General features: G+C 61.9%; 19 protein-coding genes. 15 read left to right on the forward strand and 4 right to left on the reverse strand.

Going from position 1 to position 19,943, the window contains the following annotated elements:
• Window positions 1–30 precede the first annotated feature (30 nt).
• From cpaB to OW521_RS15715, 6 genes are all read left to right on the forward strand, one after another.
• Window positions 31–801, forward strand: a complete 771-nt coding sequence (cpaB, locus tag OW521_RS15690; RefSeq protein ID WP_268020548.1) for a Flp pilus assembly protein CpaB — start codon at window positions 31–33, stop codon at window positions 799–801.
• Window positions 798–1,991 carry an AAA family ATPase gene (locus tag OW521_RS15695; RefSeq protein WP_268020549.1) on the forward strand — a complete coding sequence of 398 codons (1,194 nt, stop codon included), beginning with the start codon at window positions 798–800 and terminating at the stop codon, window positions 1,989–1,991. Before cpaB ends, OW521_RS15695 begins: the two co-directional genes overlap by 4 nt.
• Window positions 1,992–3,512, forward strand: coding sequence for a CpaF family protein (locus OW521_RS15700; RefSeq protein WP_268020550.1), 1,521 nt, complete (start codon window positions 1,992–1,994; stop codon window positions 3,510–3,512).
• A gap of 7 nt (window positions 3,513–3,519) precedes the next feature.
• Window positions 3,520–4,452, forward strand: coding sequence for a type II secretion system F family protein (locus OW521_RS15705; protein WP_268020551.1), 933 nt, complete (start codon window positions 3,520–3,522; stop codon window positions 4,450–4,452).
• A gap of 8 nt (window positions 4,453–4,460) precedes the next feature.
• On the forward strand, window positions 4,461–5,345 hold the full coding sequence (locus tag OW521_RS15710) for a type II secretion system F family protein (RefSeq protein ID WP_268020552.1): 885 nt from the start codon (window positions 4,461–4,463) through the stop codon (window positions 5,343–5,345).
• Window positions 5,346–5,469: 124 nt separating this feature from the next.
• Window positions 5,470–5,925 (forward strand): Hpt domain-containing protein, encoded by a 456-nt coding sequence (locus OW521_RS15715; protein ID WP_268020553.1) that lies wholly within the window; start codon window positions 5,470–5,472, stop codon window positions 5,923–5,925.
• Between the two features lie 28 nt (window positions 5,926–5,953).
• Here the strand turns inward: OW521_RS15715 and OW521_RS15720 are convergent, their stop codons facing one another.
• Window positions 5,954–6,727, reverse strand: coding sequence for a response regulator transcription factor (locus OW521_RS15720; RefSeq protein ID WP_268020554.1), 774 nt, complete (start codon window positions 6,725–6,727; stop codon window positions 5,954–5,956).
• A gap of 252 nt (window positions 6,728–6,979) precedes the next feature.
• Between OW521_RS15720 and OW521_RS15725 the strand changes: the two genes are divergently transcribed.
• The 9 genes from OW521_RS15725 to OW521_RS15765 all read left to right on the forward strand — a co-directional run bounded on the left by OW521_RS15725 (window position 6,980) and on the right by OW521_RS15765 (window position 15,330).
• A complete protein-coding gene (locus tag OW521_RS15725) occupies window positions 6,980–8,680 on the forward strand; it encodes a sensor histidine kinase (protein ID WP_326493964.1) in 1,701 nt (566 codons plus the stop codon).
• A 238-nt stretch (window positions 8,681–8,918) separates the two neighbouring features.
• Window positions 8,919–9,305: a hypothetical protein gene (locus OW521_RS15730; protein ID WP_268025914.1), complete on the forward strand. Its 387-nt coding sequence runs from the start codon at window positions 8,919–8,921 to the stop codon at window positions 9,303–9,305.
• A gap of 514 nt (window positions 9,306–9,819) precedes the next feature.
• The gene (paaA, locus tag OW521_RS15735; RefSeq protein WP_268020555.1) at window positions 9,820–10,815 is read left to right on the forward strand and encodes a 1,2-phenylacetyl-CoA epoxidase subunit PaaA; all 996 of its coding nucleotides are present in this window, start codon (window positions 9,820–9,822) and stop codon (window positions 10,813–10,815) included.
• Window positions 10,812–11,135, forward strand: coding sequence for a 1,2-phenylacetyl-CoA epoxidase subunit PaaB (gene paaB, locus OW521_RS15740; RefSeq protein ID WP_268020556.1), 324 nt, complete (start codon window positions 10,812–10,814; stop codon window positions 11,133–11,135). The genes paaA and paaB overlap by 4 nt, the downstream gene beginning before the upstream one ends.
• The gene (gene paaC / locus OW521_RS15745) at window positions 11,132–12,070 is read left to right on the forward strand and encodes a 1,2-phenylacetyl-CoA epoxidase subunit PaaC (RefSeq protein WP_268020557.1); all 939 of its coding nucleotides are present in this window, start codon (window positions 11,132–11,134) and stop codon (window positions 12,068–12,070) included. Before paaB ends, paaC begins: the two co-directional genes overlap by 4 nt.
• Before the next feature lie 5 nt (window positions 12,071–12,075).
• Window positions 12,076–12,624 carry a 1,2-phenylacetyl-CoA epoxidase subunit PaaD gene (paaD, locus tag OW521_RS15750; RefSeq protein ID WP_442781164.1) on the forward strand — a complete coding sequence of 183 codons (549 nt, stop codon included), beginning with the start codon at window positions 12,076–12,078 and terminating at the stop codon, window positions 12,622–12,624.
• A gap of 10 nt (window positions 12,625–12,634) precedes the next feature.
• A complete protein-coding gene (paaE, locus tag OW521_RS15755) occupies window positions 12,635–13,870 on the forward strand; it encodes a 1,2-phenylacetyl-CoA epoxidase subunit PaaE (protein WP_268020558.1) in 1,236 nt (411 codons plus the stop codon).
• Between the two features lie 11 nt (window positions 13,871–13,881).
• Window positions 13,882–14,661: an enoyl-CoA hydratase/isomerase family protein gene (locus tag OW521_RS15760; RefSeq protein WP_268020559.1), complete on the forward strand. Its 780-nt coding sequence runs from the start codon at window positions 13,882–13,884 to the stop codon at window positions 14,659–14,661.
• A 27-nt stretch (window positions 14,662–14,688) separates the two neighbouring features.
• Complete coding sequence (locus tag OW521_RS15765) at window positions 14,689–15,330, forward strand: cation diffusion facilitator family transporter (RefSeq protein WP_268020560.1); 642 nt, start codon at window positions 14,689–14,691, stop codon at window positions 15,328–15,330.
• Between the two features lie 51 nt (window positions 15,331–15,381).
• On the opposite strand, the gene OW521_RS15770 is transcribed toward OW521_RS15765, so the two are convergent.
• From OW521_RS15770 to OW521_RS15780, 3 genes are all read right to left on the reverse strand, one after another.
• Window positions 15,382–17,466 carry a glycosyltransferase family 2 protein gene (locus OW521_RS15770; RefSeq protein ID WP_268020561.1) on the reverse strand — a complete coding sequence of 695 codons (2,085 nt, stop codon included), beginning with the start codon at window positions 17,464–17,466 and terminating at the stop codon, window positions 15,382–15,384.
• A gap of 182 nt (window positions 17,467–17,648) precedes the next feature.
• The gene (locus OW521_RS15775) at window positions 17,649–19,385 is read right to left on the reverse strand and encodes a putative bifunctional diguanylate cyclase/phosphodiesterase (protein WP_268020562.1); all 1,737 of its coding nucleotides are present in this window, start codon (window positions 19,383–19,385) and stop codon (window positions 17,649–17,651) included.
• Between the two features lie 225 nt (window positions 19,386–19,610).
• Complete coding sequence (locus OW521_RS15780; RefSeq protein WP_268020563.1) at window positions 19,611–19,877, reverse strand: three-helix bundle dimerization domain-containing protein; 267 nt, start codon at window positions 19,875–19,877, stop codon at window positions 19,611–19,613.
• Window positions 19,878–19,943 lie beyond the last annotated feature (66 nt).

Genomic DNA, 19,943 nt, shown 5'->3' on the forward strand with positions numbered 1-19,943 from the left:
CATCCCATTCTTTGAACACAGGAGCAGTAAGTGAAGTCACGCTTGTTGGCCGGATCGGCAGCAGCCCTGCTGGCCGTCGTCGGGGTGATTCTCGTATTCTCCTACGCGCAAGGAGCGGATCAACGGGCAGTCCAGAATCTGGCCCCCGTTGACGTGTTGGTGGTCAAGGCGGCCATTCCTGCCGGGACGCCTGTGGACGCCATTAAGGATTCCCTGGTTACCCAGCAACTGCCGGGATCGGCGGTCCCTACCTCAGCGCTACATACCCTGGGGGACTCAGCGGGCAAGGTTGCTGCCGTTGACCTCGTCCCCGGCGAGACGTTGGTGGCCGAACGCTTGGTGGCGCCGGACGCACTCAAGAACCCTGGCACCGTCAAGGTGCCGGCAGGGCTCCAAGAAGTCTCCTTTCAACTGGAACCCCAGCGGGTAGTCGGGGGACTGCTGGTTCCTGGTGACCACATCGGAATATTCATTTCCATGTCCAACGGCGGAATTGAGGCGAAGCCAGACAAGGAAAGCACCGACCTGGCCATTCACAAGGTTCTTGTGACCATGGTCCAGCGCGCCCCCCAAGCAGCAGCGAGTGCACAGCCGACGCCGAATCCCAGTTCAGGTGCGGCCGCCTCCAAGGACAGCACACTTCCCACCGGTTCCCTCCTGCTGACCGTGGCCGTGAGTGATGTGGACGCATCCAAGATTGTTTTCGCGTCGGAGTACGCCAAGATCTGGCTGAGCAAAGAGCCGCTCGACGCCAAGGACAACGGACCTAGGATTATCCAGAGGAGCGAGGTGTATAAGTGAGCCGCTTCGTCCTGATAACTCCAAATACTGACTTTGACCAACGGTTGCGCCAAGCTGTCGCGGGCGGCCTACTCGGAAGCGTGCAGACCTTTTTCACCAGTGTTTTGCCGGCCGATCCAGCCGAATTGTTCGGCGCGCTCAACCAGGAACAACTCGAAGTGTTGATTCTGGGACCCGACGTGCCGGTGGAGGACGCCCTTCGCCTGGCCACGGTTCTCGATGTGCAGTTGCCGGAGCTGAGTGTGATTCTTGTCAGTGAACTGGATCCCGGGTTCGTCCTCCAAGCCATGCGGTCCGGCATTCGCGACATCATGAGCCCAGCTGCAGACGTTGCCCAGATCCGGGTGATGCTTGAGCGCGCGTGTCAGTCTTTCGCGAGCCGTCAGCGCACCATGGAACCCAAGCAATCGGGCTCCCCGAAGGGCTTGGTGATCGGCGTCTTTTCCCCCAAGGGTGGCGTGGGCAAAACGACAATCGCCACGAACATCGCGGTGGGGCTGGGCAAGATAGCGCCGATGAGCGTAGTGATCGTGGATCTGGACCTGCAATTCGGTGACGTCGCGTCCGGGCTCTACCTCAATCCCGAGCACACTGTTACAGACGCTGTCACTCCGTCAGCAAGCCAGGATTCCCTGGTACTCAAGGCCTTTCTCACCGTCCACCCGGCAAGCATCTATGCCTTGTGCGCGCCGAAGGATCCTGTCGAAGCAGACGAGATCTCGCCGGAACAGGTTGGCCGGCTCCTCGAACAGCTGGCCCAAGAATTCCAGTATGTGGTTGTGGACACCGCACCCGGACTACCCGAAATCGGGCTCGCTGCCCTCGAGCAATGCTCGGACGCTGTGTGGGTGACTGGCATGGACGTTCCAAGCGTCCGGGGCCTTCGCTCTGGCCTGGACGTTCTCCGCAAGTTGAACCTGTTACCGGAAACCCGGCACGTGGTGCTCAACATGGCTGATTCCAAGTCCGGTTTGTCGGTCCAGGACGTCGAATCGACCGTCGGTGCCCCGGTTGACATCAGCATCCCTCGGTCGAAGGCCGTCGCGTTCTCCACCAACCGCGGAATTCCCGTGCTCCAGGAAGCGGTGAAGGATCCGGCCGTCAAAGGACTCAAGCAACTTGTGGAGCGCTTCAATCCCACGTGGCGTGCCACAGCACAACGCAAATTGCACAGAAGGGTTGTGGTCTAGATGAAGCTGTCTGAACGCATGCATGCAGCCGAGGACAAGGTCGAATCGTCCCTCGGTGCAGAGGCAGAACTTGGCCCGAGCACGCTCTCTGCGCCCAAACCAACATTCGCCGAGGCCACTCAGCAAATCAGGCCAAATCCCACGGGGAAGCCCGGCGGTGTTGCAAAACCCCACACTTCAGTCAAGCTGTCCGACCTCCCGGACTCGCCAAAGCCCAAGGCCCAGCAACCGGTTGACGCCTTCGCTGCGCTCAAGCGGCGCGCCGCCACGGCATTGTTCGAGCGACTCGGGGCGCGGTTCAACGACTCGAGCGTGAGCGAACATGAGTTGCGGACCACTGCCAGGGAAGAGCTCATCCGGATCATCGACGCCGAGCAGGTCCCGCTGTCCGCGGACGAGCGCAGCCGGCTCGTGGCGGACGTGGCGGACGACGTCCTTGGCTACGGGCCGCTCCAACGCTTGCTTGACGATCCGGAAGTCACGGAAATCATGGTCAACAGGATGGACCAGATCTACGTCGAACGAAAAGGCAAGCTGACCCTCACAGATTCCGGATTCAGCTCCGAAGACCATCTCAGGAGGGTCATCGAACGCATCGTTTCGAAGGTAGGGCGAAGGATCGATGAGTCATCCCCGCTGGTTGACGCGCGACTTGAAGACGGCTCGCGAGTCAATGCCGTGATCCCTCCGCTAGCGGTTGGCGGCTCGTCGCTGACGATCCGAAAATTCAGCAAAATACCGTTGACCATCAGGAACTTGATCGATTTCGGCACGCTGACGCCAGAGATGGCCGAGCTCCTCAATGCTTGCGTCAAGGCGAAACTGAACATCATTGTTTCCGGAGGTACCGGGACCGGCAAAACCACGTTGTTGAATGTCCTGTCATCTTTCATCCCGGAGGACAACCGCATTGTCACCATTGAAGACGCCGTGGAACTGCAGATCCAGCAGCAACATGTCGTCAGGCTTGAGAGCAGGCCACCGAATACCGAGGGCAAGGGTGAAGTGACCATCAGGGAGCTGCTCCGGAACTCCCTCCGTATGCGCCCGGACAGGATCGTCGTCGGCGAGGTCCGCGGCGGAGAGTCCCTCGACATGCTGCAGGCCATGAACACCGGTCACGACGGTTCCCTCTCAACGGTGCACTCAAATTCCCCTCGTGACGCCGTTGCGCGCCTCGAAACCCTGGTGCTCATGGCAGGCATGGACCTGCCGCTCCGAGCAATCCGGGAGCAAATAGCGTCTGCCGTGAATCTCATCATCCAAATTTCCCGTTTGCGGGATGGAACGCGTCGCATCACGCATGTGACCGAGGTGCAAGGCATGGAGGGCGATATTGTCACCCTCCAGGACGCCTTTGTTTTCGACTACTCGGCAGGGGTCGACGCCCACGGGATGTTTCTTGGAAGGCCCGTGCCAACGGGCATCCGTCCGCGGTTCATCGACCGCTTCGACGACCTGGGTATTCGCGTTTCTCCCGGAGTATTCGCCGCTCCCTTGGTAACAGGAGCAAGGACGTGAACGAAACATGACACTCTTGACTGGAATGGCCTTGATGCTTGTAGCCATCCTGCTTTTCGGGGTGGCTGTGATCTTGCCAAAAGCCCCCGAGGTTCCGTTTGATCGGAGGCGGCCCTACCAAGCCGGCTCGGGCTCCCAGCTGACGCGCTTTGCAGGTTCTGCCGCCGAAGTACTTCATGGATTCCTGACTAGGCGCAATATCAGGCTCTTCAACCGTGAAGAACTGGAGAACGCGGGGCTGAGAATGAGCCAAGCGGATTTCTTCATCCTCGTGATTTCGGGAACCTTAGTCGGTGCGTTGATCGGGCTCGTCATTGGCGGCCCGTTGGTGGCCTTTTTGTTCTTTATCCCGGCACCTCTTGTGGCACGACTCGTCCTCAGCTCCCTGGCCGGCAAAAGGCGGGCGAATTTCGATGCTCAGCTCGGCGACACCCTCCAACTACTGTCTGGTGGCTTGCGGGCCGGGCACAGCATACTTCGTGCGATCGATGCCGCGGCCACTGAATCGGCCAGCCCGACGGCCGAGGAAATGCGCCGGATCATCACGGAGACAAGCCTGGGCCGCGATCTCCAAGCCTCGCTTAACGATGCAGCGGAGCGAATGCGGTGCGAGGACTTTGTGTGGATAGCGCAAGCCATTCAAATCAACCGCGAGGTGGGCGGAAACCTCGCAGAGGTCCTGGACCAGGTCAATGAGACCATACGCGAACGCAGCGAGATCAAGGGGCACATCAAATCCTTGGCAGCGGAGGGAAAGTTCTCGGGATACATCCTGATGGCGCTTCCCTTCGGCATCGTGACCATGCTGATGGTTGTCAATCCCGGCTACATGGACGTGATGTTCAGCCATCCGCTCGGTTGGGGAATGATAGCGGGGTCAGCCATCCTCATGACCATTGGCGGTCTCTGGATGCGCAAGATCATCGACTTGAAGTTTTGAGGTGACACGTGAACCCCTCTCTGCTTCTGTCCTTGCTGCTAGTTCCCCTGCCTATCGCCTACCTCGCTTGGTCATTCCTGTCGGTTGACCGCAAAGCCCAACGTGCCGTCCGGGTGCTTTTGGCGAGGGGCGAAGACATTGCCGAGGTCGGTCCAGAGAGACGGGGCGGTGCACTCGAACTCATTGGCTACCGACTGACCCCCGGAAGCTACGTGCAGAAGCTGGACAGGCTGCTTTCGTTGGCCGGCCGTCCGCCTTCGCTCCCTTTGGGACGCGTCCTGGCGGCCAAACCTCTGCTCGGATTGTGCGGGGCACTTTTTGGTTTGTTCATTAGTGCCAATAGTTCGAGCGGGATCATTAAGCTCGTGGGGATATTTGTTGTGTTGCTTGGTTACTTTATTCCGGATCTGATGCTGTATAGCAAAGGGCAAGAGCGTCAAAAAGCCATGCAATTGGAACTCGCAAATACCATGGACCAAATGCTGATTTCCGTCGAAGCGGGCCTCGGTTTTGAAGGAGCAATGGCCCGCGCCGGAGAAAATGGGAAGGGACCTTTGGCGGAGGAGTTGGTGCGGACGCTGCAGGACATGCAGGTTGGACGGAGCCGCCGCGAGTCCTATCTGGCTTTGGCCGAACGTACTAACGTTCCTGAACTCCGAAGCTTCGTGCAGGCCGTGATCCAGGCGGACACATACGGCATTGCCATCAGCCGGGTCTTGAGGGTGCAAGCGAAGGTCATGCGCGTGAAGCGCCGCCAACGTGCCGAGGAGAAGGCGATGAAGCTTCCGGTGATGATCCTCTTCCCTCTTTTGTTCTTCATCTTTCCAGTGCTGTTCATCGCTATCCTGGGTCCGGCAGTCATCAACACGATAGCCACCTTCAGTGGCGGCTGAGCAATAACGCATTCTCAGAATTAGATGCGCTGGATGAAAAGGAGGCTAATCAAGAAAAGCCTAAGATTTCCTTAAGATAAGCATAAGTTCGGTTTTTCCGGAATTCAGAAAGTAGCATTGGGCTATGTTCAGTTCAGGTTCCAGCGAGGTTAACGAGGATACAGATCCGAGCCATACGAGCTCGGACGAGGACTCCAACGGGCTGCCCGCAGTCCCGCTTATCGAACATCCCATACTGGATCTGGCAGAATTCCAACTCCTGGAAGATCAAGTTGACAATCCGCTGATCGCGCGCACGTTTGCCGGCGACTTCGCAAAACTCTGGGGAAAGCGATACGAAATCCTCGCAACCGCCGTCGAGCGCGGCGACGCGGCCGCGGCCCTGAACGCGGTCCTAAGCCTCAGGACCTCTTCCGTCATGGTTGGCGGTGTTCGCCTTGCGGTACTTGCAGCGCAACTGGAGGAACGGATTCGAAAAAGTGAATTGCGCGAGGCCCGGCCCCTCCTCAAGGACGTTGCAGAATGCGGGCACCAAACGGTCCTGGAACTAAAGGACAGCTACGTACTCCGGAACGACTGACGTTCCACCGCTTAGTCCGGTGAGCCGCTTAGTCCGGTCTTTTCGGCGTGAGCCGATATCCGACTCCTCGGACGGTCTGGAAAAAGCGCGGCGATTGTGGATCTTCACGAAGCTTTCGGCGGAGGTTCCCGATGTGGGTCTCAACAGCGCGTTCGTCGGATTCGCTGATATACGCATCGTCGTCGTAGTAATCACCGCGCGATGCCTTGACGAGGTCGGCGCGCGTCCGCACCTCCCCTTTGGCCCGAAGCAAGTCGAGGAGCAGATCGAATTCGCTTCTCGTCAACGTCAAGGCTGAACCTTGAAGGGTAGCCGTGCGTGATTTGTAATTCAGGGCCAAGCCATTGTGCTTTATCACCGCTTGGTTGGCGCCATCTGAACTGGCGTAATGGCCGCCGCGATCTTCCTCCCGCAAGGCAAGCCCGGCTTCCGCGCGTGGCCTGCGCATCATGGCGGTGACCCGGGCCCTCAATTCACGCGGCAAGAAGGGCTTCTTGACGTAGTCGTCTGCGCCGGTCAGGAAAGCTGTCAACGTGTCCGGCTCGTCGCGCCTCGCCGTCAGCATCACCACATATGCGTCGCTGAATTGCCGAATTCGCCGCAGGACCTCATGGCCATCCATATCCGGAAGCCCGACGTCGAGGGTTACCACGGAGGCATGGTGATCCCGTACCACTTCCACGCCTTCGCGTCCGGTGGCGGCAGAGTGCACCACAAATCCCGCTTCTTTGAGGATGGCGTCAACCAAATTTCGCACGTCTTCGTCATCCTCAATGACTACAGCTACCCCAGGCTCGCTCATTGGACATCCTCAAGGGTGCGCATCGCCGCAAAGCCCAGCGCAACGCGGTAAATGTCACCCAAATATCCACGATACAAGCATTGTGGGCATCTGGCATCTAATATGTGGATTAGGCGCTGTTCCGAACCTCTGTGTTGATCGTTCGGGACCGTCGTTTGTAGTTCCTTGGGGGAATAGTGGACTCCGGGCACTTCCTTCGGGAATCGCGTGGAGCAGTAATTGGTTCGCGAATCTCCAAGGAAGGGTCCTGTCTTGATTGAGCAGCCTTTTTTTCGCAAGGCCGCCCGTTTCTTCAGAAAACTTCAGCCCAGGGCCCGGCTGGCAATCTGTGAGTTGCCGGTGACGCTCATCGTCGTAGGCCTGGCCATCGCGGCCCCTACTTTTTGGCCAGGGCTAATCCAGAATTTGTGGTTCGTTACCGGGGTTCTCCTTCATGGCATCCTGTTCCTGGGCTGCTTGTTGGTCCCTTGGGAGCGCCTGCCGCCGAGCCTGAGCCTGACGATCCCCATTTTGGATCTAGTCGCCCTGTGCTTCACACGAAACGGCGCCTTCAACGCAATACCTAGCCTCAGCGCATTAGCCCTCTTTCCCGTGATTTGGCTGTCGGCTTCGGGCATGCTTTCTAGGACGAGCATGATCCTCAGCTTTGTGGGCCCTTTCTTCATTGCCCTCCCGCCAGTTATTGCGCACTTGCCCAATCCCACGGCATCTGACATTTCCTCGGTGGTCCTTTTGCCGCTCATGATGTTCGCGGTGGCGGCTTCCATCCGTTTAGCAGGCTCCAATGCCCGAGTGCAGGAGCGGCGGGTGAACCGTCGGGATCACGCTTTGCGGCAATTGCTTGCCGCTAGCAGGAAGCGCGAGACGTTGCTCAAGACAATTCTGGACACGATCGACGTCGGAATTGTCGCCGTAGATTCAAACGGCGAAACCCTTCTGGTCAACGGTCAGCAGAAAGCATTCCTGCAGTTGGCGGCGCCGGCGGAAGGCGCCCCGGAACTCGCCAAACATGACCAGCTCGTTTTCGGCCAGGACCGGCAAACTCCGCTTCGCCCGGAACAGAGCCCCGTTCAAAGGGCAGCTCGTGGGGAAACCTACTCCGATTACCTCGTATGGTTCGGCGCCGGCGCCGAACAGCGGGCCATCTCTACCACCGCACGTGGCATGAAAAATGACATTGATGACGGGTTCGACGGAGCGGTCATCGTTTTCAGGGACGTGACTGATGTTGTAGATGCCCTTGCAGCCAAGGACGAACTGGTTGCCAACGTTTCGCACGAGTTCGGATCTCCTTTGACCTCGATCTTGGGCAACCTCGACCTCGTGCTCCGCGGATCCCAGGAGCTCCGGCCAGTAACAAGGCTCGGCTTGGAGGTCGCGGAGCGGAACGCCGAGCGGCTCAGGGCCTTGGTGGAGGATCTGCTCTTGTCAGCCGCGGCGGTGGAGAGCGTTCATCTGCGGCGCACGGATTTAGCAGGGCTGGTGGAAAACAGCTTGGTTTCTGCCCAGGCGCAGGCCAGCGCCGCCAATGTTGGCCTTGTCGCCGACGTACCGGCGCCCCTATGGGCGGACGCTGATCCCTTGAGGCTGGGGCAGGCACTGGACAACCTGGTTTCCAACGCCATCAAGTATTCGCCCGGCGGCGGGCAAGTGAGCATTCGGGCGACTCTTAAAGACGGCTGGGTCCAGCTTCACGTGCAGGACACCGGCATGGGGATGACCACGGAAGAGGCGGCCCGGATCTTCACGCGGTTTTTCCGCACAAGTGCTGCCCGTCAGGCCGCGATTCCAGGCATTGGCCTGGGCCTGTCCATTACCAAGTCCATTGTGGAACGCCATGGAGGCAGCATCTCCTGCATCAGCAAGCCCGGCGGCGGAAGCACGTTCACCGTGGCGATCCCCGCAGGGACGCCCTCGGAGCCTTTACAGGAAGACGCGCCAGCACTGTATTAACCCGGGTCATTAACCCAAGTGCCGAACCGGGTAGCTGCTCGCTCTGCAAGTATCCAGCCGAGTAAATTAGAGTACCCACTACTCGTGACCGGCCCTAGAGGCAACGGATTGAATGGAACCCAGTTGGTCTCAATCGCAGTTCCTGGTCTCTGGGGGTTATCCGTATGTGTGTTTCCTGCAATCCTGTTGTCTTCCTTCCGCGTCCCACAGTGAAGGAGGCAGTCCGTTGAGCGCGGGAATGGAATCCGCTGCCAACTTCGCGGGATCGTTGCCCGGGCTGATCCTGATGGACCTGGGCCAGGCAATGGTGGTGGTATGCCTATGCTTCGACATGGTTCGTGCCCTGTCCGTGCCCCGATCGCATCGTCGCTACGTGGCCAGCACCATCTTCAGGACCCTGGCAGTGCCGTCGATTCTCGTCATGGGCGTCAGCGTGTTGGCCAAGGCGGTCCTCTGGTCCTGGATTGACGTGGCCATGGGCGTCCTTGTGATGGTGATGATTATCTTCCGCTGGCACCACGACAAGGATGAGGACAATTGGTGGAAGGGCAAAGGCAAGAAGCTGGCCCGCTGGGCGCGGAGGCAACTGGCACCGCGACCTGCTTTGGCCCCGGCCATGGGTTGACCCACCAGACGCTCGCTCACCTTTGGGGTGTTTCCTGCGGACGCTCGCTCACTTGAGGTGAGCGAGCGTTCCCGCTTTTGCCCATATAGGTGAGCAAGCGTCCCGTCGATTTGCACCGCCCGGTTCGTTAGCGCCCGGTTCTGTTAGCGCCCGACGGCGGCAATCCCGTTGCGCCGTCTTCCCTCCTTTGGGGTTCCCCCAGACGCTCGCTCACCTTTGGGGTGTTTCCTGCGGACGCTCGCTCACCTTTGGGGTGTTTCCCGCGGACGCTCGCTCACCTGAGGTGAGCGAGCGTTCCCGCTTTTGGCCATATATGTGAGCGAGCGTCCCGTCGATTTGCGGCGCCCGGTTCGTTAGCGCCCGACGCCGGCCCCCCGCGCCGGCGGTGGCCCACCCGCGCCCCGACGGCGGCTCACCCCGCGCCCCGCGTCGGCCCACCGGGCCCGAACGCTTGACGCATCTCGCGCCTTCCGCATATTCTGAACGAACGGTCGGTAAATATTTAGGAGCAACCATGGCATCGCAGAATCTGCAGTCTGTGCCCGCTGAGCTGTCCCCGGAAGAGCAAGAGCGGGAGGCGGCCGGTCAGGCGTACTTTGACCGCATCATCTCCGAGGACTCGCGCATCGAACCCCGCGACTGGATGCCGGAGGCCTACCGCAAGACCCTGCTCCGCCAGATCTCGCAGCACGCGCACTCGGAGATCATCGGCATGCAGCCGGAAGCCAACTGGATCACCAGGGCTCCGAGCCTCAAGCGCAAGGCCATCCTGATGGCGAAGGTGCAGGACGAGGCAGGCCATGGCTTGTACCTCTACTCGGCCGCGGAAACCCTTGGCCAAAGCAGGGACAAGATGACCAGCGACTTGATCGCCGGCAAGGCCCGGTATTCGTCCATCTTCAACTACCCCGCGATTTCCTGGGCAGACATGGGTGCGATCGGCTGGCTGGTTGACGGTGCCGCAATTTGCAACCAGGTGCCCCTGTGCCGCGCTTCTTACGGCCCTTACGGACGCGCGATGGTGCGCATCTGCAAGGAGGAGTCGTTCCACCAACGGCAGGGTTTCGAGATCCTCCTTGAATTGTCCAACGGCACGCCTGCCCAGAAGCAGATGGCCCAGGACGCCGTCAACCGCTGGTATGCGCCCGCGTTGATGATGTTCGGTCCGCCGGACGACGATTCCCCCAACTCGAAGCAGTCCATGGCGTGGAACATCAAGCGGTTCAGCAACGATGAGCTCCGCAGCCGCTTCGTCGGCATGATGGTTGAGCAAGTCAAGGTTCTGGGGCTCACGCTCCCGGACAAGGACATCCGTTTCAACGAGGAAACCAAGAAGTGGGAGCACGGACCGCTGGACTGGAACGAGTTCAAAAACGTTCTCGCCGGCAAGGGTCCCTGCAACGCGCAGCGGCTTGAGCGCCGCCGTGAGGCGCACGACGACGGCGCTTGGGTCCGCGAAGCCGCCGCCGAATACGCGCGCAAGCAAGCAGAAAAGGAACACGCAGCATGACCACCCCCGCCAACGCAACCCCCGCCAGCCAGCCCCACGAAACCCCCTGGGCCCTCTGGGAAGTTTTCGTCCGCTCCAGCCGCGGCCTGTCCCACGTCCACGCAGGCTCCTTGCACGCTCCTGACGCGGCGATGGCACTGCGCAACGCCCGCGACCTGTACACCCGTCGCAACGAAGGCGTGTCCATCTGGGTGGTTCCTGCCGAGGCCATTTCCTCGAGCGACCCGGATTCCAAGGGTTCATTCTTCGAATCTCCCCAGGGCAAGGACTACCGCCACGCGACGTATTACACGAAGAGCGAAGGCGTGAAGCACCTGTGACCACGCCTGAACAGAAGAACACAGACTTCGCCATCGAAGGCCACGGCGACATCTCCGTCGGCGTCAGGGGAGCGGGTGCTTCCGGAGACGGTTCGGCAAGCGCCACGCGCATCACCCCCGGGAACGCCCTGCGCCCGGAAGATATCGCCCTCGAAATCCGCAAGGGACAAGTCAAGCCCACAGAAGACGTCGCGGAATACGCTTTGCGCATTGGCGACGACGGTTTGATCCTGGCCCAGCGCCTGGGTCACTGGATCTCCCGCGCGCCAGAGCTCGAAGAAGACGTAGCCCTGGGCAACATCGCGCTCGACCAGTTGGGCCACGCCCGTTCCTTTCTGACCTACGCCGGTGCGGCGTGGGACAAGTCCGAGGACGATCTCGCCTACTTCCGCCGGGAGCACGAGTTCCGCTCCGCGCACTTGTTCGAGCAGCCGAACGGGGACTTCGCAGTCACCATCGCCCGGCAGTTCATTGTGAGCTACTACCAGTTCGAGCTCTACAAGCGGCTCACCGGCTCCACGGATTCCACCATCGCGGCCATCGCTGCGAAGGCCCTCAAAGAGGTGGACTACCACCGTGACCACACCGCGCAGTGGGTGCTGCGGCTCGCCGGCGGAACGGAAGAGTCCCGCCGTCGTATTGTCCAGGCCTTCAAGCTCGTCTGGCCGTACGTCGATGAACTCTTCGAAGACGACGAGCTCACGGCCCGCGTCGCGGCAACCAAAGCAGGCGTGCAGCCGTCCAGCCTCCGGGCAGACTTCGATCAGCTCACAGGCGAAATTTTGAGCGAGGCCGGACTGGAAGAGGACCTCAAGCTCGGAGCCATCCCGCAGGCCCTGGGCGGTGGCCGCCAGGGCAAGCATTCCGAACACATGGGCTACCTGCTTGCCGAGATGCAGGTGCTTGCCCGCGAACATCCCGGTGCAAGCTGGTGACCGTGATGGACATGTTCGTTCAAGAGACGCCAACCCAGACCAAGGCAAGAACCGCCGAGCAGAAGGCGTGGGGCATCGCAGCCACGGTCTGCGATCCGGAGATTCCCGTCCTGACCATTGAGGACCTGGGGATCCTCCGTAACGTTCAATTGTTCGACGACGGCGGGCTGGTCCCCGCTGTCCAGATCACCATCACGCCGACGTACTCGGGCTGCCCCGCGATGGACGCCATCCGCGACGACCTCAAGACCGCCTTCCACAAAGAGGGCTATCCGAGCGTCTACGTCGAGCTGGTCCTGGCCCCGGCCTGGACCACGGACTGGATGACAGAGCACGGCAAGGCCAAGCTGCAGGAGTACGGAATCGCACCTCCAAGTGGCAAAGCAGCAGCCGGCGGTCACTCCGGCCCCGTGCGGCTCAACCTCGCCGTGAAATGCCCCCAGTGTTCTTCGCTGAATACCAAGGAACTCACCCGCTTTGGTTCCACATCCTGCAAGGCGCTTTTCGTCTGCCAGGACTGCAAGGAACCGTTCGACTACTTCAAAGTCCTGTAAGGAATCTGACATGCCCGTTGTCCGCCAGACCGCAGCCGAACAGGCACAGGCCACCGGCCGCCGTCGTGCGTCCTTTCATTCCCTCAGCGTTTCGGAAGTCCGCCGCCTGACTGAAGACGCCATTGAGGTCACGTTCGGTGTTCCGGCCGAGCTCGCCGGCCAGTATGACTACCTTCCCGGCCAGTATGTGGCGCTTCGCACCACGTTTCCGGATGAGAGCGGGGAGCCGCACGAGGTCCGCCGCAGCTACTCCATCTGCGCCGAGCCGCGCAGCTTCGCGGACGGCAGCAGCGAGATCCGCGTGGCCATCAAGAAGGACCTGGGCGGCATCTTCTCTACGTGGGCGAATGCGGAACTCAAGGCCGGCGACACCCTGGACGTCATGAGCCCCATGGGCGCTTTCATTTCCAAGCATGGCAAGGACGGCAAGACCGTCCAGCAGAATGTCATGAACTCCATGAACAATCCGCAGGAGATGGCGGGCGAGCTCCCGGACGCGGGTTCCTTCGTGGCCATTGCCGCCGGTTCCGGTATCACCCCGGTGATCGCGATCGCCCGCACGCTGCTGGCCGCAAACCCGGACACACGCTTCGACCTGATCTACGCCAACAAGGCCGCCATGGACGTCATGTTCCTCGAGGAATTGGCGGACCTGAAGGACAAGTACCCGTCGCGCCTGGCGCTGCACCACGTGTTGTCGCGCGAGCAGCGCATCGCGCCGCTCATGACGGGACGTATCGACGCCGCGAAGCTGCAGCAACTGCTGGGCACCGCCATCCACGCGGAGGATGTGGACGAATGGTTCCTGTGCGGGCCGTTCGAGCTGGTCCAGCTGTGCCGGGATACCCTCGCTGCCCGTGGCGTTGAGCCGGAGCACGTGCGCTTTGAGCTGTTCACCACTGGTCGCCCGGACCGCCCCGAGGGCAACGCCGGCCGGCCCGTTGTGGAGGACGAGTCGAAGGACACGTTCAAGATCACCTTCAAGCTGGACGGGTTGACCGGCGACGTCGCCAGCCCCACCCACGCCCGGGAATCCATCCTCAACGCGGCTTTGCGCGTCCGCCCGGACGTTCCGTTCGCGTGCGCCGGTGGCGTGTGCGGCACGTGCCGCGCAAAACTGGTCACTGGGACGGTCAGCATGGACGAGAACTACGCCTTGGAGCAGGATGAGTTGGACAAGGGCTACGTGCTCACGTGCCAGGCCCACCCCACCAGTGAATCCGTCACGGTCGATTTCGACGTCTAAGGAATAAACGAATGATCGAGCTCTCCATCGCCAACGGCATCGCCGAAATTGTCCTCAACGCCCCGGAAAAGCTGAATTCCCTTGACGAGGCAGCGCTCGCGGAGCTGGATAGAGCGTACGACGACGCCGCTGCCGCCGCCTCGCGCGGCGTGGTGCGGGCGCTGCTCCTCCGCGGAGAGGGCCGCGCCTTTTGCGCCGGACGCGACATTGCGGGCGTGACGCCGGAGAGCGACGACGCCCAGGCGTACCTCAGTGGGCTCGTCGAGCCGTTGCTCAAGAAGATGGCAGCCTTCCCTGCCCCGACCTTCGCGGCTGCCCACGGCGCGTGCCTCGGCGTTGGGCTTGGCCTGTTGCTGGCCACGGATGTGGTTTATGTGGCGGAGCATGCCAAGTTCGGTTCGCCGTTCGCCAAGTTGGGCGCCACGTTGGACTCGGGCGGGCATTGGTACTTCACGGAACGCTTGGGCATGCACCGGACCCTGGACCTGATTTACACCGCGGATCTCATCAGCGGCGCCGAGGCCGTGGCGCAGGGCATGTTCAGCCGGGTCATGCCTGATGACGCCTTGCTGGAGGCCACGCGAATCATCGTGGAGCGGGTGGCGGCGGGTGCCACCGGAGCGTTCACGGCCAGCAAGGAGCTCGTGGCGCACATCCGCGATCAGCGCCTTGGGCTGTGGGCAGCCATGTCCGAAGAGAACGACGAGCAGGCGCGCCTGTGCAAGACCGAGGACTACGCCGAGGGTTTCCGGGCGTTCCAGGAGAAGCGGGCGCCGGCCTTCAAGGGATAGTGCCTCCGGGCTGGTTACCCTGAAGGGGTGACTCGTGTTCGTCGGCTGAGCGTCGTCCTGATTTTGAACCTGGTGCTCGTGGCTGGGTTGGTTGTTGTCGGAATCTCGGCGAACTCGCTGGGCGTGCTCGCCGAGGGCGCGGACTACCTGGCCGATGCTGCCGCCATTGGGGTGTCGTTGCTGGCTGTCCGGGTATCCAAGCTGCCGCCGACCCCTAAGCGTCCCCAGGGATATCCGATGGCCACCACTTGGGCGGCAGGGGTGAACGCCGGCTGGTTGCTTGTCCTGAGCGTGGCGATTCTAGTGGGCGCAGCCGGACGCCTCCTCACCGGTACCAGTGAGGTCCACGGCCTACCGGTGCTCATTGTCAGCGGGATCGCCGCAGCAGTGATGTTCGTCGGTGCCCTCATCCTCGGCGGTGACGGCGACAACAAGGCCGGCGGTGATCTGAACATGCGCGCGGTCCTTCTTGATACCGCCGGCGACGCCGCGGCAGCGGCCGGGGTTGCCGTGGCCGGTGCCGTCATCTACGTGACGAACGGCCTTTACCGGCTTGATCCTGTTGTCGCGGCGATCATTGCCGTGGTGGTGGGATATCACGCGGTCCGGTTGCTGCTCGAAATCTTCCAGGCACTGCGCGCGCATCGGCGCAGTGCCTCGCGGCCGTGAGAGTGGTGCCACTGCCGCTATTCCCAAAGGTCCAAGGCTTGCCCATATCCCTCAACGAAACCAGCTCCGCGGGGCCGTTTTCAGGGTTCGGCGGCGCGGGTTTCGGGAAGTTGTAGACGATTTGACGGCTGGCACTAGCCTGGTTCCCCGGCGGCGAGCGAGCTGCGGAGCACCCCGTATCCGGTCCCGGCGTGGGGTTTCTCGATGGATCCGGCGGCTTTGATGCCGCGAAGATGCACCGAACGGCTGCTCGATTTCGGGTTGGCGATTGCTGCGCGTGTTGCTTTGCAGCGGGTTTGCCTTGGTCGCGGCGGCTGCGGGCGCCCCGGCCGGGAGGCCTGGCAGGACGCCGAGGGGCGTGTGAAACAGCCAGAGCGACAGTATTCGGTAAGCGTGCCAATCACCTTCGGGGACCCGCAGTGAGGCAGCTTGGTGATCGGCGCCGGTGCTCTGGAGCCGAACGATCTCGAGTTTTACCGGTGGAGAGCCAGGCAGGTGCAGTATTGCAGTCTTTGTGCCGTCAAGGTGCCCGTGGGCGGTACGGACGGACGCGCCGCCGACTGAGATATCCAGGAGTGTTCCGTGTGCGCCGTTGATTTCGATCGTGGCGCTGGCGGGGAAGCGATGGGCGTTGCGTCGTGATGTCGCGAACGCATCGGCCCGGATCCTTCTCATTCCCAAGATGAGGAAGACGGCTGCAAGGAGCAGCCAACCTCCTGCGGCAAGGGTGGAAGCCGTTCCGGCATGGGAGGGCGTGAAGCCCATGGCCCCGGCCGCCGCGTAGCTGATCGCTGCTGCGTTGACCGCGGTCAACACTGTCAAGATCCGGGGAGCAGATCCTTTGGCTCGGGAGCCGGCGCCGCCTTTGGGTGTGACTTCGAACTTCAGACTCCTGCGCGTCATGAGCCACCACAGGCACGCCAGACCGACGGGAATGCGGAAGATGCGCAGGGCGAAGGCTGTTGGCCAGTGGACCTGTTTGCGCATCAGGTGCTTCGCTCCCCACAGACGTGTCAGGAAGGTCAGTGTGAAGACGGTGGAGAAAGTCACGGGGTCGGCTGTCGTGGTGGTTGCGCCGGAGAACAGCAGAATCATCGGTACCAAGAACGCGATGACGGTGCCGACGCCTTCGAGCCACCACACCGTGCCGTTGAGGTACTCGTGGTAGTTGCGCCAGGACATCCACCGCTTGGCCGCCCAGAGCCGTTCGAGGGTGAGGATTTGCATGCAGCCCAGGCCCCATCGGCGGCGTTGGAGCAGGTACTGTTCCGGGGTGGCCGGTGCCAGACCCAGGGCCAGTGTCTGGTGGTGGTAGACGGTCTTCCATCCGCGTCGGATGAGTTTAAGGGTGGTATGCATGTCCTCAGTGATGGTTTCCGTGGCGATGCCTCCGATTTCGCGAAGCGCCCGCCGACGGAGCAGCGACGTGGATCCGCACCAGAACGGCCCGGCGTCGGGGGTGTTGCGGGATCGGAGCTGAACGTTGAAGAAGAGGCCCTGCTCGCCCGTGATCCCGTCGTCGTCGAATGCTCCTGCATTGTAGAAGGCCTGCAGACCCTGTACCAAAGCGATGTTCTCGTCAGCGAACCATCCCAAAGTCGCGGTCAGGAACGCCGGGAGGGGAACGTGGTCACAATCCAGGACGGCAATGATATCGATGCTGGGCGAGCCTTCAGCTTCTTCGTCGGTCATCAGTTCCAGCGCATGGTTCAGGTTTCCCGCCTTGGCGTGATCATGGACTTCGCGCCGGACATACCGCGCTCCGTATGCCATGCACAGTTCCCTGACCCAGTCCCGGTCCCCGTCATCAAGGACCCATGTCTGGTGCGCCGGTTCAAGCGCGCAGGCCGCGGCTATAGTGGGCGTCAGCACCTCGGCGGGTTCGTTGTAGGTAGGAATCAGGACAGCCACGACCATGCTGGGCAGGGCCTTGGGCAATGGTTCCGGGGCCCGGCTGTCGATATTCCACAGAGTCACCACATTGACCACAGCTGCACCCAGCGGAAGGGCCTCGAATACAACCAGTGCCCATGCTGCGAACAAATCGGGGCCTGTCGAGGGCATCGTGTAGACGATCCGCCACAAAATGTACACCAGAAGGGCGCCGGCTGAAGTTACACCGCCGACGTGAGCCATTCGGCGCCGATGTGGCTGTTCTGCTTCGGGCGGTCCAAGGTGGGCGGCCCAACCGGCAACGCCTTCCCGTGCCAGGCTCCTCGCATCCAGGCGCCGGCGGCGCCCAGGCCTGCGGTTGGTCCACCCCCGCCGGGCAAGTTCCGCGGCGTCGGAGTGCCTGCGTCGACCGTTGCTACTCAAGTTCATCGGCGGCAGCGGGCCGCGGGGACGTCGGCCGGAGCTACGGGGCGCGAGATCAGGTAGCCCTGGGCGGTGTCGCAGGCCATGCCGCGCAGTGCAGTGAGTTGCGTGGTCCGCTCGACTCCCTCTGCTGTGGTCTTGACACCCGCGGCTTGCAGGACGTGGATGAGTCCGTTGACGATGGCGGCTGCACGTGCGTCCGTGTCGATATCGTCGATGAAGGACTTGGCGATTTTGACGGTTGTCAGGGGAAGGACCCGAAGTAGCGCGAGGGTGGAGTAGGCGGTCCCGTAATCGTCCAGGGCGACCCCGACACCGGCGTCTATCAGTCGCTGCAGTTGCACCGCCGCGCCGGGCAAGTCGGCTATTGCCGTCCCTTCCGTGATTTCGATTTCCAGCAGCCCGGCCGGAATGCCGTGCTTGTCCAGTGCGCCCCGGACATCGTCGACCAGCGTGCCCGACGCCAGTTGCAGGGGTGAAACGTTCACGGCGATCCTCAGCGGGGTTCCGGCATCGGACCACAGCTTTGCCTGCGCGCAGGCGCGGTCGATGACCCAGGCGCCGATCCTGAGAATCTCCCCGGTGTGTTCCGCAATAGAAATGAACTCCGCCGGAGGGACCTGGCCCAGTTCGGGATCCGTCCAGCGCAGGAGTGCCTCGACACCGTGGTCCTCACCGGTGGCCAGATCCCGAAGGGGCTGGTATTGCAGGCTCAACGTGCCGTCCCGAAGCGCGTCGGGAAGCCGGCGGCGGATGAGCGTTTCGCGGGCGATCCCGGCCGCGTTCCCCGCAGGGCAGATCCGCCCGACGCGGCGTTTGCCGGCGTGTTTGGCGTTGAGCATCGCATCGTCGGCGTGCCGGAGGAGTGCCTCGAGCCCGCTCAAGGCACCCTCGTCGGTGACATCACTCGCCATGGCCAGGCCGAGTGTGGCGGTGACATCCAGGTGGTGGCCGTCAACGACGAAGTGCTCATCCATGCATTCCAGCACCCGGTCGGCCACAGCTCCGGCTTCGGCTTCGTCCACACCGACCAGGAGCACGGCGAATTCATCCCCGCCGAGACGGACCACGGTGTCCCCTTCCCGAACGCATCCGCAGAGGCGTGAGGCAAATTCGGCGAGTACGATGTCCCCGGCCTGGTGGCCGTAAGTGTCGTTGACGCCTTTGAAATCGTCCAGATCGATGAAGAGGATTCCTATCCGGGACCGGTGGGTGTCCCGGGTCAGGGCCGGCGCTTCCAGCTCGAGCATGCGCCTGTTCGGTAGGCCTGTGAGCGGATCATGCAGGGAGGCATGACGGAAAACGGCCGAAAGGCCTTCGAAGACTTCCGAGACCGGCACGATCCGCGGTGCGCCCGCGCCGATGACAAGCAGATCCTGGTAACGGATCGCTTCGGGCCTGTCCAGGATGACAGCGACCGCTTCGGGCATCCGGAGCGCGTCCGAAACGGTGAAGGGTGATGCGCCCAGCATGTCCGCAGCCGTCGCACGGGCATGCAGCGCACGGCCGAACCCCAGACGGCCCGACATCTTGAATTCCAGCTGATCCCGGCTCAACAACGCAGGGCCTGCCGGGGAATCGACTACCACCCCGCGCAGCGTCCTGTCACCCCTGAAGAGTTCGTCAACCTCGGGGGCGCGGGTGGAACCTGGCAGAACAATCGCCTCGAACCCGAGCTTGCCCAGCACCAGGGCATTCTGCTGGCTGTACGGCGCCGCATTGCTTTCAGTGACCCTCACCGACTGTTAATATCACGCCAAGACCGCGAACCGACGCCGATTCGCTGCTGAGGCATGAATAACGCGTTGCATTCTGGCAACGCGAAACCCCCGGAAACAACTCCACAGGAGCTGGTTCCTGTGCCAGGAACGGACCGACCATTGATCAAATCAAGGAAGCCCTCAGGAGCCGCGGGCTCTGAGCGGCAAGCACGAACGCTCGTGCACCCCGCGCACACGCGTCTCCTATTGGTTGCCGGCGGGTGGCTGCCTTCCGACCAGTTCGGAGGTGAAACCGCCGGAGAGCCGGATGTCGGCGGCCACCTTCGTGAGGCGATTCTTGACGGCGTGTTCAACCAGGACTGGAACATAATCCCGGATCCGGCCACTGCTCAAGCTCGAGTGTTCTTCGGCAACCGCATTTTGGATAACCGAGCGTGGTATGTCGGGGAACCGCTCGGCCAGATGGTTGATAACAGCCACAAGGGCCCGTGCTTCGTCGTCCCTCGTCATAGGCTCAGTGTCCAATGCTGCTGTACGGACGTCAACATGACCACAGGTCAGTACGGGCCTGCCCGG

The sequence above is a fragment of the Arthrobacter sp. MMS18-M83 genome, from assembly GCF_026683955.1.
Lineage (GTDB): Bacteria > Actinomycetota > Actinomycetes > Actinomycetales > Micrococcaceae > Arthrobacter.

Bases quoted from the DNA above. Each gene is read 5' to 3' on its own strand.
- OW521_RS15700 (WP_268020550.1), top strand. From the start codon at position 1,992: ATGAAGCTGTCTGAACGCATGCATGCAGCCGAGGACAAGGTCGAATCG.
- OW521_RS15705 (WP_268020551.1), top strand. From the start codon at position 3,520: ATGACACTCTTGACTGGAATGGCCTTGATGCTTGTAGCCATCCTGCTT.
- OW521_RS15715 (WP_268020553.1), top strand. From the start codon at position 5,470: ATGTTCAGTTCAGGTTCCAGCGAGGTTAACGAGGATACAGATCCGAGC.
- OW521_RS15720 (WP_268020554.1), bottom strand. From the start codon at position 6,727: ATGAGCGAGCCTGGGGTAGCTGTAGTCATTGAGGATGACGAAGACGTG.
- OW521_RS15730 (WP_268025914.1), top strand. From the start codon at position 8,919: ATGGAATCCGCTGCCAACTTCGCGGGATCGTTGCCCGGGCTGATCCTG.
- paaA (WP_268020555.1), top strand. From the start codon at position 9,820: ATGGCATCGCAGAATCTGCAGTCTGTGCCCGCTGAGCTGTCCCCGGAA.
- paaB (WP_268020556.1), top strand. From the start codon at position 10,812: ATGACCACCCCCGCCAACGCAACCCCCGCCAGCCAGCCCCACGAAACC.
- paaD (WP_442781164.1), top strand. From the start codon at position 12,076: ATGGACATGTTCGTTCAAGAGACGCCAACCCAGACCAAGGCAAGAACC.
- paaE (WP_268020558.1), top strand. From the start codon at position 12,635: ATGCCCGTTGTCCGCCAGACCGCAGCCGAACAGGCACAGGCCACCGGC.
- OW521_RS15760 (WP_268020559.1), top strand. From the start codon at position 13,882: ATGATCGAGCTCTCCATCGCCAACGGCATCGCCGAAATTGTCCTCAAC.
- OW521_RS15770 (WP_268020561.1), bottom strand. From the start codon at position 17,466: ATGGCTCACGTCGGCGGTGTAACTTCAGCCGGCGCCCTTCTGGTGTAC.
- OW521_RS15780 (WP_268020563.1), bottom strand. From the start codon at position 19,877: ATGACGAGGGACGACGAAGCACGGGCCCTTGTGGCTGTTATCAACCAT.